The sequence below is a fragment of the Streptococcus sanguinis genome, from assembly GCF_019928825.1.
In the GTDB taxonomy this organism is placed as follows: Bacteria; Bacillota; Bacilli; order Lactobacillales; family Streptococcaceae; genus Streptococcus; species Streptococcus sanguinis_L.
Genome location: NZ_JAHZOP010000005.1, coordinates 13,318 through 30,367, shown reverse-complemented (window position 1 = coordinate 30,367; position 17,050 = coordinate 13,318). Strand labels below are relative to the sequence as shown.

The window sequence follows — 17,050 nt, the reverse complement described above, 5'->3', positions numbered from 1 at the left end:
TCATGTGGCTGCAATCATTAAAAATCAAGCATTTCCGAAATTATCAGGAAGCTGATATTGACTTCCATCCTGGCTTAAATGTCTTTCTAGGCCAGAACGCACAAGGTAAAACCAATATTTTAGAAGCTATTTATTTCCTAGCCTTGACAAGAAGCCACCGTACACGCTCAGATAAGGATCTGATTCATTTTACAGAAAATGACCTCCTTGTTTCTGGTATCTTAGAAAAAAAGACTGGTAAAGTTCCCCTTGACATTAACTTGACACCAAAAGGTCGCATCACAAAAGTCAACCACTTGAAACAAAGTAAATTATCAGACTACATTGGAACTATGAATGTTGTCCTGTTTGCTCCTGAAGATTTACAGCTGATTAAAGGTTCTCCCAGTCTACGCCGTAAATTTATAGACATTGAACTCGGACAAATCAAGCCAGTCTATCTATCAGATTTATCCAATTACAACCATGTCCTCAAACAACGCAATGCCTATCTGAAAGCTAATGATAAAGTTGATGAAACCTTCTTGACTGTCCTTGATGAGCAGCTGGTTGACTATGGCTGTCGTGTAATTAGGCATCGGTTGGATTTTTTGCAAAAATTAGAAAGCTTTGCCCAAGACAAGCACTGGGACATCTCTCAAAATTTGGAAAAATTGACTGTCAAGTATCTGTCATCTATTCCTTTACACCAAATTGACAATTTAGAAGAAACTTACCGCTTTTCCTTAATAAGCAGCCGTAAACGCGACCTATTCAAAAAAAATACAGGTGTTGGTCCCCATCGTGATGATATTGCTTTTTTTATCAATCAAATGGATGCCAACTTTGGTAGTCAAGGTCAGCATCGCAGTCTTGTTTTATCACTGAAACTAGCCGAAATCAAGTTAATAGAAAGCATTACAAAGGAGACCCCTATTTTGTTGCTTGACGATGTAATGAGCGAACTTGACAATAGCCGTCAACTAAAATTATTAGAAACTATCTCTCAGGATATTCAAACTTTCATTACTACAACAACTTTAGAACATTTAAAAAATCTTCCACAAGATATTAAAATTTTCACCATTCAGCAAGGACAAATCATGTCTCAATCCTAGCATTACATGAGATTTACGTTTTTGTAAATTTCATTTACAAAATATCGCTTATAGTGTAAACGAATTATATCGAATTGTTGTTATAACAGCTTTTATAGCCTTTTGAATTGTAAATATATGTCAATTTAAATCGTAAATTTAAAACGAGGTTAGGAAAAATTCCCGACCTCGTTTTATTTTTTTATTGAACTGAATAGTTAGGGGCTTCATTAGTAATTTGCACATCATGAGGGTGGCTTTCCTTTAATCCAGCGCCACTCATCTCAATAAACTGAGCATTATCGTGAAGTTCTTGCAGATTTGCAGCACCAACATAGCCCATTCCAGAGCGGATACCACCCAGCATCTGGAAGACAATATCTGCAGCAGCTCCCTTGTAAGCCACACGGCCTTCAATCCCTTCTGGAACTAACTTATTCGCTTCATTAACAGACCCTTGGAAGTAACGGTCACTAGAGCCCTTCTTCATAGCGGCGATAGATCCCATACCACGGTAAGTCTTAAATTTCCGACCTTGGAAGATTTCCGTCTCGCCTGGCGCTTCGTCTGTTCCTGCAAACATTGAACCCAGCATAACAGCATTTCCACCTGCAGCCAAGGCCTTAACAATATCTCCAGAATATTTAATCCCACCATCAGCAATGATGGTTTTTCCATATTTACGCGCCACAGCAGCTGCATCATAAATAGCCGTTACTTGAGGAACACCAACACCAGCAATGACACGGGTTGTACAGATAGAACCTGGGCCAATTCCGACCTTAACAACGTCTACACCTGCTTCATAAAGAGCGCGTGCACCCTCAGCAGTTGCAATATTTCCAGCAATCAAGGTGCGATCGGGGAAATGAGAACGAATCTCAGCAATCTTGCGCAAAACTCCAGCTGAGTGGCCATGAGCAGTATCAATAACAATCGCATCTGCCCCCGCTTCAAAGAGAGCTTCCGCACGTTCGAAAGTATCTGAAGTAACACCGACAGCACCAGCGACCAAAAGACGACCAAACTCATCTTTAGCAGCATTTGGAAACTCAATAACCTTTTCAATATCTTTAATGGTAATCAAACCTGAAAGGCAGCCGTTATCATCAACCAAAGGCAACTTTTCAATCCGGTGCTCCTGCAAAATGCGCTCTGCAGTTCCTAAATCTGTACCAACAGGCGCCGTTACAAGATTCTCACTGGTCATATGACGAGAAATAGGTTGATCATAGTCAGAAATAAAACGCAAATCACGATTAGTTAGAATCCCTACTAACTTACGATTTTCAAGAGTTTCTACAACAGGAACACCACTGATACGGTAACGTCCCATCAACTCATCTGCTTCAGCAATCGTATGCTCTGGCGTTAGGAAAAAAGGATCAATAATAACGCCATTCTCAGAACGTTTAACCTTTCGAACTTCATCGGCCTGTTGCTCAATAGACATATTTTTGTGGATAACTCCAAGACCGCCAGCTCGGGCAATAGCGATAGCCATCTGACTCTCTGTAACAGTGTCCATAGCGGCAGTAATGATTGGGATATTCAAGGTCAAATTCTCAGCAAGCTTGGTGCTCAAATCAGCATCGTTGGGCAGTACATGGCTTTCAGCTGGAATCAGCAGCACATCATCAAAGGTAAAACCTTTTTTCAAAAATTTAGTGTCCCAGTTAGACATCCACAGTTTCCTCTTTTCCTTCTTATTTGAACTAATATCCAAAGAAAATTGAAGTTCAGATTTCTTTGAATAAGAGCTGGTTTTTTTGTTGTTAATATCATACCATTCTATAGGAAATTGTCAATCATTATTATACAAAAAATAAAAACCATCATTTTTTAAACTAAAAACGATAGTTTTTGTGATTTATAATCAATAATATTCGTTATTTAAAATAATTAATCCCCATCGCAGACTTCACTTCCGAAAGAGTCTGAGCGGCAGTCTGACGTGCCTTATCACATCCTTCTTGCAGCATCTGATAAACCTGTCCCATATCTTTAGCAAACTCCACACGACGCTCACGAATCGGACCTAACTCTCGCTCTAAAATTTCTAACAGATAGCGTTTGGTTTTGACATCTCCCAGACCACCTCTTTGATAATGCTCTTTCATTGCAGCAATATCAGCAGCATCTTCAGGGCGGCCAAAAACATCTAAATAATGAAAGACCATATTTCCCTCAATTTTTCCAGGATCTTCCACTCTGATATGATTAGGATCTGTATACATGCTCATAACTTTCTTTTGCAGAATATCCATATCATCTGCCAAATAAATGCCATTATTGAGAGACTTAGACATCTTAGCATTGCCATCCAAACCAGGCAAACGTCCAGCTGCTTCGTTTTCAGGATAAATTCCTTCTGGTTCTACCAAAACATCTGTCTGATAAGCATGGTTAAAGGAACGAACAATCTCCCGAGTTTGCTCAATCATAGGTTTTTGATCATGTCCGACTGGTACATAATTAGCTTTAAAAGCAGTGATATCTGCTGCCTGAGAAATTGGATAAACTAAAAATCCAGTCGGCAAACTTTCACCAAATCCTTTTTGCGCAATCTCTGTCTTGACAGTAGGATTACGCTCAAGACGAGCTAATGACACCAAATTCATATAATACATTGACAACTCTGCCAACTCAGGAATCTGACTTTGAATAAAAATAGTTACTTTTTCAGGATCCAATCCAGCCGCTAGATAATCTAAAGCTACATTACCAATAGACTCAACAATTGTCTGAGGATCCTTTGCATGATCAGTCAAAGCTTGCTGATCTGCCAAAAATACGAACATCTCATATTTACCTTGATCCTGCAAAAGCACGCGATTCCGTAAACTTCCTACATAATGACCAATATGCAATTTTCCTGTCGGACGATCTCCTGTTAAAATAATTGGTTTAGTCATTTATTACTCCTCAATTTATAATGAGTTCATTATATCATTTTCAATGAAAATGAGAAAGAAGTTTCTAGAAAAAAGCAAAAAATCCAGTTTTTACAACTTTATTTACATCCCTTTACAACATTTGTAAACTTAATTGACAAACTATTCTGGCTGTAAAACCTAAAAGTCTTAGTTCATTCTATTCTCCTTTTTTCTTTTGGCTTCGTTTTTTACTTTTTATCTCAGAATTATTTGAAAAAAGTTCTGTTTTCTAGTAAAATGAAGAAGATTATATATATAGGAGAAAGACATTGCTTACAGTATCAGATGTATCACTGCGTTTCAGTGACCGAAAATTGTTTGATGAAGTCAACATCAAATTTACAGAAGGAAATACTTATGGATTGATTGGAGCTAACGGCGCTGGAAAATCAACCTTTTTAAAAATTTTAGCTGGCGATATCGAGCCAACAACAGGCCACATCTCTCTAGGACCAAATGAACGTCTTTCAGTCCTTCGCCAGAACCACTTTGACTATGAAGAAGAACGGGCTATTGATGTTGTAATCATGGGAAATGAGCATCTCTACAATATCATGAAAGAAAAAGATGCTATTTATATGAAGCCTGATTTTTCTGATGAAGATGGTGTACGTGCGGCCGAGCTTGAGGGTGAGTTTGCTGAACTAGGTGGCTGGGAAGCTGAAAGTGAAGCCTCTCAATTATTGCAAAACCTCAATATTCCGGAAGATCTTCACTACCAAAATATGAGCGAGCTTTCTAACGGAGACAAGGTTAAAGTACTCTTAGCTAAAGCCCTTTTTGGTAAACCTGATGTCTTACTTCTGGACGAGCCAACTAACGGTTTGGATATTCAGTCTATTACTTGGCTGGAAGACTTTCTTATCGATTTTGACAATACAGTTATTGTTGTATCCCACGACCGTCACTTTTTGAATAAAGTCTGCACTCATATGGCCGACCTTGACTTTGGAAAAATCAAACTCTATGTTGGAAACTATGATTTCTGGAAAGAATCAAGCGAACTAGCGGCTAAGCTTCTAGCTGACCGAAATGCCAAAGCAGAAGAAAAAATCAAGCAACTTCAAGAGTTTGTTGCTCGCTTTTCTGCCAATGCTTCAAAATCAAAACAAGCAACTTCTCGTAAAAAGATGCTTGACAAGATTGAGTTAGAAGAAATTGTTCCATCTAGCCGTAAATACCCATTTATCAGCTTTAAAGCAGAACGTGAAATCGGTAATGATCTCTTGACAGTGGAAAACCTTTCTGTCAAGATAGATGGAGAAACTATTCTTGATAATATTAACTTCATTTTACGTCCTGGCGATAAAACAGCTTTAATTGGCCAAAACGATATCCAAACAACAGCTTTGATTCGTGCCTTGATGGGTGATATTGAGTATGAAGGAACTGTCAAGTGGGGTGTCACAACCAGTCAATCTTACCTACCAAAAGATAATTCTCGTGACTTTGCTAGTGGCGAATCAATCCTTGACTGGCTGCGTCAATTTGCTAGCAAAGAAGAGGATGACAACACCTTCCTTCGAGGATTCCTTGGGCGCATGCTTTTCTCTGGAGATGAGGTTAACAAGTCTGTCAATGTCTTGTCAGGAGGAGAAAAAGTTCGGGTCATGCTATCTAAGTTGATGTTGCTTAAATCCAACGTTTTAGTCTTAGACGATCCAACCAATCACTTAGATTTGGAATCAATCTCCAGCTTAAATGATGGATTGAAAAACTTCAAAGGATCCATTATTTTTGCTAGCCATGACCATGAATTTATTCAAACCTTGGCCAACCATATCATTGTCTTGTCTAAAAACGGTGTGATTGACCGCATTGACGAAACCTATGATGAATTCTTGGAAAATCAAGAAGTTCAGGCAAAAGTCAAAGAACTTTGGAAAGATTAATTCCTTGTCAATTTACGTTTACAAAGCTTTACAGAGGCATGAAACAACGTTTCTGCCTCTTTCTATATAAGAAATATGAATCACATTAAAGAATATTTTAAAAAAAATTGGCCTTATTTTTGTGCCTTCTTTCTTCCATTTTTCGTCATGTTCTTTGTCTACTTGATGTATGGAATTTACTGGAATAGCGAAACTTCTCCCTTGCTTGGTGATGGTTTTCATCAGTATGTCATTTTTGACACCAACCTAAGAAATATCCTTCATGGCACAGATAGTATTTTCTATACTTTCTCCAGTGGACTTGGGCAAAATTTTTATGCTTTATCCAGTTATTATTTAGGCAGCTTCTTATCTCCCTTGGTTTATTTCTTTGATTTGAAATCAATGCCAGATGCCGTCTATCTATTTACCTTAATCAAGTTTGGATTAATCGGACTCTCTACCTTTATCAGCATCAAAGGAATATTCAAAAAGATTCCAGCTTTACTCATCATCACTCTTTCAACTTCATTTTCTTTAATGAGTTTTTCAGTCAGTCAATTAGAAATTAAAACCTGGTTGGATGTGTTTATCCTTGCACCTTTGATTGTGCTAGGTTTACATAGGTTGATAACTGGAAAAGGCAGAGTACTATATTTTACAACACTATCAATCCTCTTCATCCAAAATTATTATTTTGGATATATGATGGCAATCTTTTTGGTCTTTTGGTACCTTCTTCAATTATCTTGGGATTTCAAAAATAGAATTAAAAGTTTACTTGACTTTACAGTCGTATCTGCTTTAGCAGGTCTGACTAGCCTAATCATGATTCTGCCAACTTACCTAGACATAAGTACTCATGGTGAAACCTTAACAAAAGTTTCTTCCTTGTTGACAGAAAAAAGTTGGTTCTTAGATGTGTTTGCTAAAAATTTTATTGGCAGTTTTGATACAACCAAATATGGTTCTATCCCTATGATTTATGTCGGAACCTTCCCCTTGATTCTGGCTATCTTATTTTTCACCTTAAAATCTGTTAAGTTTCACGTGAAACTTTGCTACTTTTTACTCATTGCAATTTTTATAGCTAGTTTTTATCTTCAATATTTAGACTTGCTTTGGCAGGGAATGCATGCACCGAACATGTTTCTTCACCGTTATTCTTGGCTATTTTCTCTGGTAGTTATCTATATGGCTGCTGAGACTTTAAATCGTTGGAAAGATGTGAAAGTAATGAATGTTGCCATTAGTTTCACTTTGCTCAGCCTCGGATTCATTCTTACTTTTATTCAGAGAAAACATTATGACTTTTTGGCTCCTGAGAATTATATTCTAACATTAGAATTTCTGCTGGCTTATCTCTTGATTAGCTTTGTCTTAGCAAAATCTTCGATTCAACCAAAAATCATTCTCCCTGTCTTGCTTTTCTTTGTTACTTTTGAATTGTCGCTTAATTCCTATTATCAAGTTGGAGGAATTGCTAAAGAATGGGTATTTGCCACTCGTTCTTCATATTCCAGTCACCTTGACGAGATTGACAAGCTTGTCAACTATTCCAAAAAGGAAAATATTGACTTTTTTAGAACTGAAAGATTGAATCCACAAACGGGAAATGACAGTATGAAATTCAACTACAATGGAATTTCCCAGTTCTCATCTGTCAGAAATACTCAAGCAAGTTCTACTTTAGATAAACTTGGTTTTAAATCAGCAGGAACAAATCTGAATCTACGTTATCAAAACAACAGTATTTTAATGGACAGTATTTTTGGTGTTCGCTACAATCTATCTGAAACAGATCCTCAAAAATTTGGTTTTCTTCCTGAGAAAACTGAAAAAGAAATGTCTCTCTACCAAAATGATGCTGCTCTTGGTTTAGCTTTTCTGACCAATGATGTTTACCATGATGTCAAGTTTACAAATTTGACTTTAGATAATCAGACAGAATTTTTGAATCAATTAACTGGCTTTGATTTTAAATATTATGATAAAGTAGATGCTATAACTACTAATGAAAATGTCAAGCAAATTGGTAACAGAGTGACTGTGGATGTTGACAGAGAGCATAATACAAGCTTTGCTAGTGTAGTCTATACTGTCAATGTACCTGCTAACAGTCAACTATATGTTAATGTTGCTGGGATTGATTTTAGTAATGATGATCAGACAGATGTTGACATTACTGTCAATAACTTTACAGAACGTTATACAACTAATAATGTCTTTCCTTTCTTTAATGCTGGCTATTTCAGTCAAAGTCAGACAGTGTCTATTCGCTTTACATTCCCAGACAATTCGACAGTTTCATTTGATACGCCAGAATTTTTTGCCGTTAATACTGAGCAATATCAAAATGTCATTCAAAAATTAAAAGAGCAGCCCGTTTCCACAACTACTGATTTAAACACAGTAAAAACAAATTATAGAGCGGAAAAGGATACTTCATTATTCTTTACCATTCCTTATGATAAGGGATGGTCAGCCACTCTTAACGGGAAGCCTATCGCACTAAAACGAGCTCAAAACGGCTTTATGAAATTAGATGTGAAAAAAGGAGAAGGAAATGTTGTCCTCACTTTCATTCCTAATGGACTGAAAGAAGGTGGCATTGCCTTCATATCTGGCATAATTTTATTTGTTTGCTATAATTTTCTACGTAGGAAACGACATAGAATGTAAATATATAAAAAATAAGGCTCTTCATTAAAATGCTAGTGAAGGCCTTTTTTTGAACAATAAAAAAACACCCACTAGGAGTGTCTCTAGCTCCGGCAGTAGGACTCGAACCTACGACATCATGATTAACAGTCATGCGCTACTACCAACTGAGCTATGCCGGATAATATAGTCCGTACGGGATTCGAACCCGTGTTACCGCCGTGAAAAGGCGGTGTCTTAACCCCTTGACCAACGGACCATATGGTATGCTCTCTTTCAGAACATATTCCATTATATCAGGTTTTTAAGCTTTGTCAACTCTTTTCCCTTTATTTTCGAAAATATCTTTCAGATATTTTACTCTTAAACGAGTGACCGGACAGCGATGATTTTCGTAAAAAATAATTTCTCGATTTTTCTTGTCATAATCAACAATGTTGCCAATATTAACCAGATAAGATTTATGTGGTGAAAAAAATCGTTTGGATTGCTGATCTTTTTCTTGAATATCTGTTATTGTTCCATAAAATTCCTTAAGAAAATTTTTACCGACAATCCGAAGTTTATGAGAGCTCCCTGTCGTTTCGATATATAAAATATCGTTATAAGGCATTCGAACATCATTGCCACGATAACTATATTCAAAATAATCTACCATATTGGTATTTTCAATTAGTGTACTCTTAGTGTAAAGAATACTGTCTTTGATTCTATTTTTAAAAGCATCATTGTTGATATCTTTATCAATAAAATCAAGTGCTGATACTTTATATTTAAAAGTCATAGTAGCAAATTCAGATTTTGAGGTTACAAAAACTATAATGGCATAAGGATTATGATGACGGATAAATTGAGCTACTTCCAGCCCTTTTGTTTCCTCACCCTTAATGTCAATATCCAAAAAATAAAGCTGGTTAACGTCTCCATTTTCAATATATTTTTTGAATTCTTTGATTTTTCCTGTAACCTGAACCTGGATGTCAATTCCAAGTTCCTCAGCAATTTCTGCTAATGTCGTTTCCATCCTGACTTGATGAGATACGGTATCCTCTAAAACTAACACTTTCATAAATTCTATCTCCTAATTGTTAAAATCTGTGTAAAATTGCTTGGCTCAATTTGTGTATCAAGGGTGATAAATTCATACCTATTTAAAATTTCCTTGATGTTATTCAATCCGAAGCCTCTATTTTCTCCTTTAGTTGAAAACTCGGGCTGATAGAGTTCTTCCAAATCCAATTTTCCTTCTTTACGAGAATTTTGAACAACAAAAATGGTTCTATCATCCAGTTGAACCAGAGAAACATGGACAATTTTTTCTAAGCTGTCAATGGCACTCTCAATAGCATTATTTAATAAAATACTAGCAATTCTCACCAAATCTAACAACTTGATTGGAAGGCGTTCCACTTTATCCTTAACTTCAAAAGTCAGCTGAATCTGATGTTCACGCGCTTGAAAGATTGTCTCAGTCATGACACTTCTTAAAGCTGAATCTCCTACATTATTCAAATCAAAAACTGTATATTTATCTGAACGTAGGTTCAAATTTGCATCAGCCAAGACCTCTTGATAAATGTGCTCAATTTCCTTGATATCTCCAGTTTGAATAGCCACTTGCATACTTGTCAGCATGCTAGCATAATCATGACGAAATCCTTTGATTTCATAGTATAATCTCACAATTTCATCAGTATATTCCTGAAGTCGAAGCTGTTCAGACTCTTTTTGATGCAAACGCTCTTCTTTTTCGTATTTCTCACGGCTGTCCTTGAATGTCACCAAGGTAGAAAGAAAGGCCAAGAAACAAATAGTAGCAATCATACTGCTAAAACTGTTGAAATGCCTTATATTACTAATCCAATGAGAGAGATTTAAAATCAGCCAATTCACTGCATATAAACTACTAATCATCAGAATCTGAGATTTAAAGAAACTTCTTTTAAAATAATCTATTCTGAAATCAAAAATATCAATAACCTTTGCCATAAAGAACAAGGATATTAAGTTGATACATGTCAGAAACAAGCCCATGTACTGAGCTACAAAATCATCTCCTAAAACAGATGAAATAATAACTGAAAAGAAAGTAGTAGAGCTATCAATTGACAAACATAAAAAGAAGGAAAGTAAGAAAGATTGGTATCTTTTAATTTTTTCAACTCTACAAAAATACCAAACTAAAAATATAGGGAGAAAAAATGACAGTGTATATGATGGAATTGTGCTAGAAAATGAAAATATGTGTCCTAAAAAAGCAATTATAAACGGAACTATAATCTCAAGACCAAAGCAAACAGATACAAAAAAGCGAGTATGCTTAATTTTAGTGATTTTTGATAAAATAACTAAAAATGCAGCTACATTAATAAAAGGATGAATAATTAATCCAATTATTTCAAGTGACATAAATTTCTCCCCTAAACTTTAAAATTCTTATCTTCCAAAAATCCAACCCCATGGATTTGGAACACCTCTTAAATCCCAAAAGGTTTGAACAAGTGAATTGCTATTTAAAGCAATTTGAAAAGAATAGATTTTCATAACTATCTCCTATCTTTTTATCTTGTAAGTCACCTTACATTTATCATTATAGAAAAATAGAAAGAGTTAGTGACAATTTTCCCTGAAATGTCATTTTTTATCCCCGAAATGACATTATACCAAAAAAATAGAAGAAAAAAACACGAAATATTGTAAAATATTTCGCATTTTTTACATTTCTGATCTCAGCAGGATTCGAACCTGCGACCGTTCGCTTAGAAGGCGAATGCTCTATCCAGCTGAGCTATGAGACCAATACTATCTCATTCTATCAGAAAATAGGATTGCCGTCAAGATTACTTATGATAAGGACTCCCCTGCTGAATCATAAAAGCTCGATAGATTTGCTCTATTAAAACAAGGCGCATCAGTTGATGAGGTAAGGTTAATTTGCCAAAACTCATTAGAAGATTTGCCCGTTTTTTTACTGCAGGATATAAACCTAAACTTCCCCCAATAACAAAAGTGATATCAGAAAAGCCATGCACTGTAGTATCCATCATGAGCTGACTAAACTTTTCTGACGGAAATTGCTTTCCTTCAATTGCCAAAGCAATAACAAATTCACGCTCATTGATTTTAGCCAGAATTTTATTTCCTTCTTTTTCAAGAATCTGCTGATTTTCTAAATCACTAGCTTTATCAGGTGTTTTTTCATCCGCTAGCTCAATCATTTCCACCTTGCAGAATCGATTGAGACGCTTCATGTATTCAGCAATTCCATCCTTTAAATATTTTTCTTTCAGTTTTCCAACTGTTACAAGTTTTATTTTCATAAGTTTATTCTATCATATTCATCTATACTTCACACTTTATTAACAAGTAAAATTTATCTGGGAATCGGCTAATCTGTGTATTTTCTAATGCCTATCAACAGTTTTTCTAAGTTTTCCACAAGGTGTGGAAAACTTAGAGTATTTAAGTTATAATTAAGTTTAGCTAACTATAATTTCATCAATTGTAATTCAAGGAGGAAAACATGAAAAACTCTTCAAATGCCATCAAAAAGGCTTTATTGCTTTTTGCAGTGTTAATTGTAGGTTTTATCGGTGGAAGTTTAGGAAATTATGTTACTACATTAGTAACTTCACGTGTAAAAATGAATGGAAATTCAACAACCAGTGTAACTACTTCATATAAAAACTCTACTGACATTTCAGAAGCTGTGAAAAAGGTTCAAAATGCCGTTGTTTCAGTAATTACTTATGCTGAATCTTCCAGCAGCGTTATCAATGATGAATCTTCCAACGATGAATCACAAATCTCCAGTGAAGGTTCTGGCGTAATTTATAAAAAAGACGGAAAATCAGCCTATCTGGTAACCAACACCCACGTTCTTAACGGATCAACCAATGTAGATATCTTGCTAGCTGATGGAAACAAGGTTCCAGGTGAAGTAGTTGGATCAGATGTTTATTCAGATATCTCTGTCGTTAAAATTAGCTCTGAAAAAGTAACTGATGTCGCTGAATTTGGAGATTCTGGTTCTCTGACAGTCGGTGAGACAGCTATCGCTATCGGAAGTCCTCTTGGAACAGAATATGCTAACTCTGTAACACAAGGAATTATTTCTAGTTTAGGCAGAAACGTTACGTTACAATCTGAAAATGGTGAAAATATTTCAACAACTGCACTGCAAACAGATGCTGCAATTAATCCTGGTAACTCTGGCGGCCCGTTGATTAACATTCAAGGACAAGTTATTGGAATTACTTCAAGTAAAATTTCAACAAATGGTCAAACTTCTGTTGAAGGGATGGGATTTGCCATTCCATCTAATGATGTCGTAAATATTATCAATCAACTTGAGAAAAATGGAACAGTCACACGTCCTGCTTTAGGAATTCAAATGATGGATTTATCTAATCTGACAACTTCTGATTTTTCTAAATTAAATCTTCCTTCTTCAGTGAAATCAGGTATTCTTGTTCGCTCTGTTCAGCAAGGAATGCCTGCTGATGGCAAACTTCAAAAAAATGATGTCATTACAAAAGTAGATAACACAGATGTGGAATCCACTAGTGACCTTCAGTCTGCTCTCTACAAGCATAGCATTGGAGATGAGGTAGAGATTACTTATTACCGAGATGGTAAATCTCAAACAGTCAAAATCAAACTCACTAAATCAACAAAAGAGTTAAGCTCAAATTAACTTATTTACAAGATTGTCAACACACCTTTACACAATCGTAAAGGTGTGTTATTCTATATACAAATGGAAAACTTTCAATATATTGCACTTAAAGACATTCGAACCAATCCTTATCAGCCTCGTAAACAATTTTCACAAAAAAAGATTGAAGAATTAGCGGCATCAATTAAAGAAAATGGTCTCATTCAGCCAATCATTCTTCGGAAATCTTCACTTTTTGGTTATGAAATTTTAGCAGGAGAACGGAGATTTAGAGCTGCCTCTTTTCTTGGCCTAGAAACAATCCCAGCTATCGTCAAAGAATTATCTGATGATGAAATGCTGAAACAGGCCATTATCGAAAATCTTCAAAGAGAAGACTTGAATCCTATAGAAGAGGCTGAGTCTTATCAAAATTTGATTGACAAAGGCTTGACACATGATGAAATTGCTAAAATCATGGGAAAATCTAGACCCTATATCAGCAATATTGTCAGACTTTTACAGCTGGCTAAAGAAGTTCGCCAAGCTATCAAGGAAGAAGAAATTTCTCAAGGACATGCTCGCCTACTGGTTCCCTTAAAAGAAGAAGAACAGTTACTATGGCTGGAAAAGATCTGTCGAGAAGATTTATCGGTTCGAGCAGTTGAAAAGCTTCTTCAGCAAAAAAAGAGTCTCAAAAAGAAACCTAATAAAGAAATATTTGCTAAATCTGAAGAGGAAAAAATTAAAAAAATTCTCGGTCTGGAAGTTTCTATTCAGTTAAAAAACCAGAGTAAAGGAAAGCTGATTATTCCTTTTGAAAGCGAAGAAGAATATCAAAGAATTATAAACAGTTTTAAATAAAACTGTTATTTTCTTTTTTTAAAAATAACAAAATTATCCACTGTTAAATTAATTAGGAAGCTTATTAAAATAAGAAATTTTAGCTTTATTCACATTCTGTGGATAACTTCAGCTAACAATGTGAATTCTTTTCCAGTTCTTGTGGAAAACTTTGAACCTTTATGATAAAATAAGATGCGTATGAATCAGAAAATTATAGAAAAGGAGGGAAGTTATGACCAAAGAACAGGACTTTTGGAATCGTATTTTAGAATTGGCTCATGCTCAGCTAAAACAGACAACTTATGATTTCTTTGTTGCTGAAGCCAAGCTTGTTAAAGTTGAAGAAAAACAAGCTATTATTTTCCTAGATAGTCCAGTGAAACAACTATTTTGGGAACAAAACTTAGTAGGAGTTATTCTTACTGCAGGATTTGAGATTTTTAATGATCAGATTGCGGGAAAGTATATTTTTGAAGAAGAAACTAACACTGAAACTCCGAAATCTGCAGTAACCAGTCCTCAAATCAGCACTGTTCAGCCAAGCTTGCCACCTATTGATACTGGATTAAAGTCAAAATATACCTTTGACAATTTTGTTCAGGGAGACGGAAATATCTGGGCTAAAGCTGCTGCCTTGGCGGTGTCTGAGAATCTAGCCACAACCTATAATCCTCTTTTTATCTATGGAGGACCTGGCCTAGGCAAAACTCATTTATTAAATGCTATTGGCAATCAAATTTTAGAAAATATTCCAGATGCGCGTGTCAAGTATATACCGGCTGAAACCTTTATTAACGACTTCCTTGAACATTTAAGATTGGGAGAGATGGATAGCTTTAAAAAAATCTATCGTAGTCTGGATCTTCTGCTGATTGATGACATTCAATCTTTGGGAGGAAAAAAAGTTTCAACTCAGGAAGAATTTTTCAACACTTTCAATGCTCTTCATGGTGAAAATAAACAGATTGTTTTAACCAGCGACCGCAGTCCTGATCATCTGGATAATTTGGAAGAACGCTTAGTGACACGTTTCAAATGGGGATTAACTCAAAATATTACACCGCCAGATTTTGAAACACGAATTGCAATTCTGCGAAACAAAATAGAAGATTTGGATTATATTTTCCCGAATGATACCTTGGAATACCTTGCAGGACAGTTCGACTCCAATGTCCGCGACTTGGAAGGTGCTTTGAATGACATCAGTCTCATTGCTAGAGTTCGTCATCTGAAGGAAATCACTATTGATATCGCTGCAGAGGCTATTCGAGCACGCAAGCAGGATTCAAGCCAGGTAACAGTTATCCCGATTGATAAGATTCAGTCTGAAGTTGGGAAATTCTATGGTGTTAGTGTCAAAGAGATGAAAGGCAGCCGTCGAGTACAAAATATCGTTTTAGCTAGACAGGTAGCTATGTATCTGACTCGTGAACTGACTGACAACAGTCTGCCTAAAATTGGTCGTGAATTTGGCGGAAAAGATCATACGACTGTTATCCATGCACATGGAAAAATCAAAACTATGATTGAATCAGACGACAATTTGCGTTTAGAAATTGAAAGCATCAAGAATAAAATTAAATAGCGTGTGGAAAACTACAGATTTTTTTCAAAACTTATCCACACTTTGTGAACAAGTCTCAAAACTTGTTAGAATAAGGACCAAGCTATTTTTCCACATAATTCACATAAACTACTATTACTATTAATCTTATAATCATAAATAAAAAGGAGATCCTATGATTCATTTTTCTATTAATAAAAATCTCTTCTTACAAGCGTTAAATACCACTAAAAGGGCTATCAGCCATAAAAATGCAATTCCTATTCTTTCTACTGTAAAAATCGATGTTACCAAAGAAGGAATCACCTTAATCGGCTCGAATGGTCAAGTGTCGATTGAAAACTTTATTTCTACTCAAAATGAAAATGCAGGCTTGCTTGTCAACTCAACAGGTTCAATTTTATTAGAAGCGACTTTCTTTATCAATGTTGTTTCCAGTCTGCCAGATATTATTCTGGATTTTAAAGAAATTGAACAAAAACAAATCGTCTTGACTAGCGGCAAATCAGAGATTACCCTGAAAGGAAAAGACGCTGATCAGTATCCACGAATCCAGGAAATTTCTGCTAGCAATCCCCTGGTTCTTGAAACAAAAATTCTCAAAGATGTCATTAACGAAACAGCCTTTGCAGCCAGTGTTCAGGAAAGCCGTCCAATTTTAACAGGGGTTCACTTTGTTTTGACAGATAACCGTTCTTTGAAAACAGTTGCGACAGACTCCCACAGAATGAGTCAAAAGAAAATTACTCTAGAGAAAAACGGAGATAATTTCGACGTAGTCATTCCAAGTCGCTCTTTACGTGAATTTACGGCTGTTTTTACCGATGAAATTGAAACGGTAGAGGTTTTCTTTGCTAACAATCAAATTCTTTTCAGAAGCGAAAATATCAGCTTCTACACCCGCCTCTTGGAAGGAAATTATCCAGATACAGATCGTTTGATTCCAACTGAATTTACTAGTATCCTTACTTTTAATACTTCTGATTTGCGCGCAGCTATGGAACGCGCTCGTCTCTTGTCTAATGCCACACAGAATGGAACAGTTAAACTGGAGATTGCAGGCGGTATTGTTAGTGCCCATGTACATTCACCAGAGGTTGGCCGTGTTAACGAAGAAATTGATACAGAAAGTGTAACTGGCGAAGATTTGACCATCAGCTTTAATCCAACTTATTTGATTGATGCTTTGAAGGCCATTGACAGTGAAAAAGTAACGATTAGTTTTATCTCATCCGTTCGTCCTTTCACCTTGGTACCAAGTGAAGACACAGAAAACTTTATTCAGCTGATTACACCTGTCAGAACTAATTAAGATGAAAAGCAGTGGGCCAAGTTAAAGATTTTTAATTCTTGGTTCTAAGCTCTTTTCATTTACAAAGTATGATAGATGCTTAAGTTTTCTTCCTGGACTATGCTAGTTCCTTGAAAGGAGAAAGAAA

At 35.9% G+C, this 17,050-nt stretch carries 13 protein-coding genes and 3 tRNA genes; 7 read left to right on the top strand and 9 right to left on the bottom strand.

What is annotated here, in order from left to right:
• Positions 1-2 precede the first annotated feature (2 nt).
• Complete coding sequence (recF, locus tag K1J09_RS10115; RefSeq protein ID WP_002899416.1) at positions 3-1,097, top strand: DNA replication/repair protein RecF; 1,095 nt, start codon at positions 3-5, stop codon at positions 1,095-1,097.
• Between the two features lie 181 nt (positions 1,098-1,278).
• Here the strand turns inward: recF and guaB are convergent, their stop codons facing one another.
• Positions 1,279-2,760: an IMP dehydrogenase gene (gene guaB / locus K1J09_RS10110; RefSeq protein ID WP_011837725.1), complete on the bottom strand. Its 1,482-nt coding sequence runs from the start codon at positions 2,758-2,760 to the stop codon at positions 1,279-1,281.
• Between the two features lie 205 nt (positions 2,761-2,965).
• On the bottom strand, positions 2,966-3,991 hold the full coding sequence (gene trpS, locus K1J09_RS10105; RefSeq protein ID WP_223323934.1) for a tryptophan--tRNA ligase: 1,026 nt from the start codon (positions 3,989-3,991) through the stop codon (positions 2,966-2,968).
• Positions 3,992-4,281: 290 nt separating this feature from the next.
• On the opposite strand from trpS, the gene K1J09_RS10100 reads away from it, so the two are divergent.
• Entirely contained in the window at positions 4,282-5,904 is a 1,623-nt protein-coding gene (locus K1J09_RS10100; protein ID WP_002899531.1) for an ATP-binding cassette domain-containing protein, read from the top strand.
• Between the two features lie 75 nt (positions 5,905-5,979).
• Positions 5,980-8,565, top strand: coding sequence for a YfhO family protein (locus tag K1J09_RS10095; RefSeq protein WP_223323935.1), 2,586 nt, complete (start codon positions 5,980-5,982; stop codon positions 8,563-8,565).
• An 87-nt stretch (positions 8,566-8,652) separates the two neighbouring features.
• Here the strand turns inward: K1J09_RS10095 and K1J09_RS10090 are convergent.
• The 7 genes from K1J09_RS10090 to rlmH all read right to left on the bottom strand — a co-directional run bounded on the left by K1J09_RS10090 (position 8,653) and on the right by rlmH (position 11,864).
• Positions 8,653-8,726: transfer RNA gene (locus K1J09_RS10090), tRNA-Asn, on the bottom strand.
• A gap of 5 nt (positions 8,727-8,731) precedes the next feature.
• Positions 8,732-8,803: transfer RNA gene (locus tag K1J09_RS10085), tRNA-Glu, on the bottom strand.
• A gap of 45 nt (positions 8,804-8,848) precedes the next feature.
• Positions 8,849-9,613, bottom strand: a complete 765-nt coding sequence (gene comE / locus K1J09_RS10080) for a competence system response regulator transcription factor ComE (RefSeq protein WP_002899424.1) — start codon at positions 9,611-9,613, stop codon at positions 8,849-8,851.
• 5 nt (positions 9,614-9,618) lie between these two features.
• The gene (comD, locus tag K1J09_RS10075) at positions 9,619-10,953 is read right to left on the bottom strand and encodes a competence system sensor histidine kinase ComD (protein ID WP_002920029.1); all 1,335 of its coding nucleotides are present in this window, start codon (positions 10,951-10,953) and stop codon (positions 9,619-9,621) included.
• 27 nt (positions 10,954-10,980) lie between these two features.
• On the bottom strand, positions 10,981-11,088 hold the full coding sequence (locus tag K1J09_RS10070) for a competence protein (RefSeq protein WP_002905686.1): 108 nt from the start codon (positions 11,086-11,088) through the stop codon (positions 10,981-10,983).
• Positions 11,089-11,268: 180 nt separating this feature from the next.
• Positions 11,269-11,342 (bottom strand) — tRNA-Arg (locus tag K1J09_RS10065).
• Between the two features lie 42 nt (positions 11,343-11,384).
• Entirely contained in the window at positions 11,385-11,864 is a 480-nt protein-coding gene (gene rlmH / locus K1J09_RS10060) for a 23S rRNA (pseudouridine(1915)-N(3))-methyltransferase RlmH (RefSeq protein ID WP_149566278.1), read from the bottom strand.
• 203 nt (positions 11,865-12,067) lie between these two features.
• Here rlmH and K1J09_RS10055 point away from each other — a divergent pair, with 203 nt between their 5' ends.
• The 4 genes from K1J09_RS10055 to dnaN all read left to right on the top strand — a co-directional run bounded on the left by K1J09_RS10055 (position 12,068) and on the right by dnaN (position 16,923).
• Positions 12,068-13,240: a S1C family serine protease gene (locus tag K1J09_RS10055; protein WP_002901929.1), complete on the top strand. Its 1,173-nt coding sequence runs from the start codon at positions 12,068-12,070 to the stop codon at positions 13,238-13,240.
• A 63-nt stretch (positions 13,241-13,303) separates the two neighbouring features.
• Positions 13,304-14,065 (top strand): ParB/RepB/Spo0J family partition protein, encoded by a 762-nt coding sequence (locus K1J09_RS10050; protein WP_223323936.1) that lies wholly within the window; start codon positions 13,304-13,306, stop codon positions 14,063-14,065.
• Between the two features lie 214 nt (positions 14,066-14,279).
• Positions 14,280-15,632: a chromosomal replication initiator protein DnaA gene (gene dnaA / locus K1J09_RS10045; protein ID WP_125408296.1), complete on the top strand. Its 1,353-nt coding sequence runs from the start codon at positions 14,280-14,282 to the stop codon at positions 15,630-15,632.
• Between the two features lie 154 nt (positions 15,633-15,786).
• Complete coding sequence (gene dnaN, locus K1J09_RS10040) at positions 15,787-16,923, top strand: DNA polymerase III subunit beta (protein WP_223312496.1); 1,137 nt, start codon at positions 15,787-15,789, stop codon at positions 16,921-16,923.
• Positions 16,924-17,050 lie beyond the last annotated feature (127 nt).

Bases quoted from the DNA above. Each gene is read 5' to 3' on its own strand.
- recF (WP_002899416.1), top strand. From the start codon at position 3: ATGTGGCTGCAATCATTAAAAATCAAGCATTTCCGAAATTATCAGGAA.
- guaB (WP_011837725.1), bottom strand. From the start codon at position 2,760: ATGTCTAACTGGGACACTAAATTTTTGAAAAAAGGTTTTACCTTTGAT.
- trpS (WP_223323934.1), bottom strand. From the start codon at position 3,991: ATGACTAAACCAATTATTTTAACAGGAGATCGTCCGACAGGAAAATTG.
- K1J09_RS10095 (WP_223323935.1), top strand. From the start codon at position 5,980: ATGAATCACATTAAAGAATATTTTAAAAAAAATTGGCCTTATTTTTGT.
- comE (WP_002899424.1), bottom strand. From the start codon at position 9,613: ATGAAAGTGTTAGTTTTAGAGGATACCGTATCTCATCAAGTCAGGATG.
- comD (WP_002920029.1), bottom strand. From the start codon at position 10,953: ATGTCACTTGAAATAATTGGATTAATTATTCATCCTTTTATTAATGTA.
- K1J09_RS10070 (WP_002905686.1), bottom strand. From the start codon at position 11,088: ATGAAAATCTATTCTTTTCAAATTGCTTTAAATAGCAATTCACTTGTT.
- rlmH (WP_149566278.1), bottom strand. From the start codon at position 11,864: ATGAAAATAAAACTTGTAACAGTTGGAAAACTGAAAGAAAAATATTTA.
- K1J09_RS10055 (WP_002901929.1), top strand. From the start codon at position 12,068: ATGAAAAACTCTTCAAATGCCATCAAAAAGGCTTTATTGCTTTTTGCA.
- K1J09_RS10050 (WP_223323936.1), top strand. From the start codon at position 13,304: ATGGAAAACTTTCAATATATTGCACTTAAAGACATTCGAACCAATCCT.
- dnaA (WP_125408296.1), top strand. From the start codon at position 14,280: ATGACCAAAGAACAGGACTTTTGGAATCGTATTTTAGAATTGGCTCAT.
- dnaN (WP_223312496.1), top strand. From the start codon at position 15,787: ATGATTCATTTTTCTATTAATAAAAATCTCTTCTTACAAGCGTTAAAT.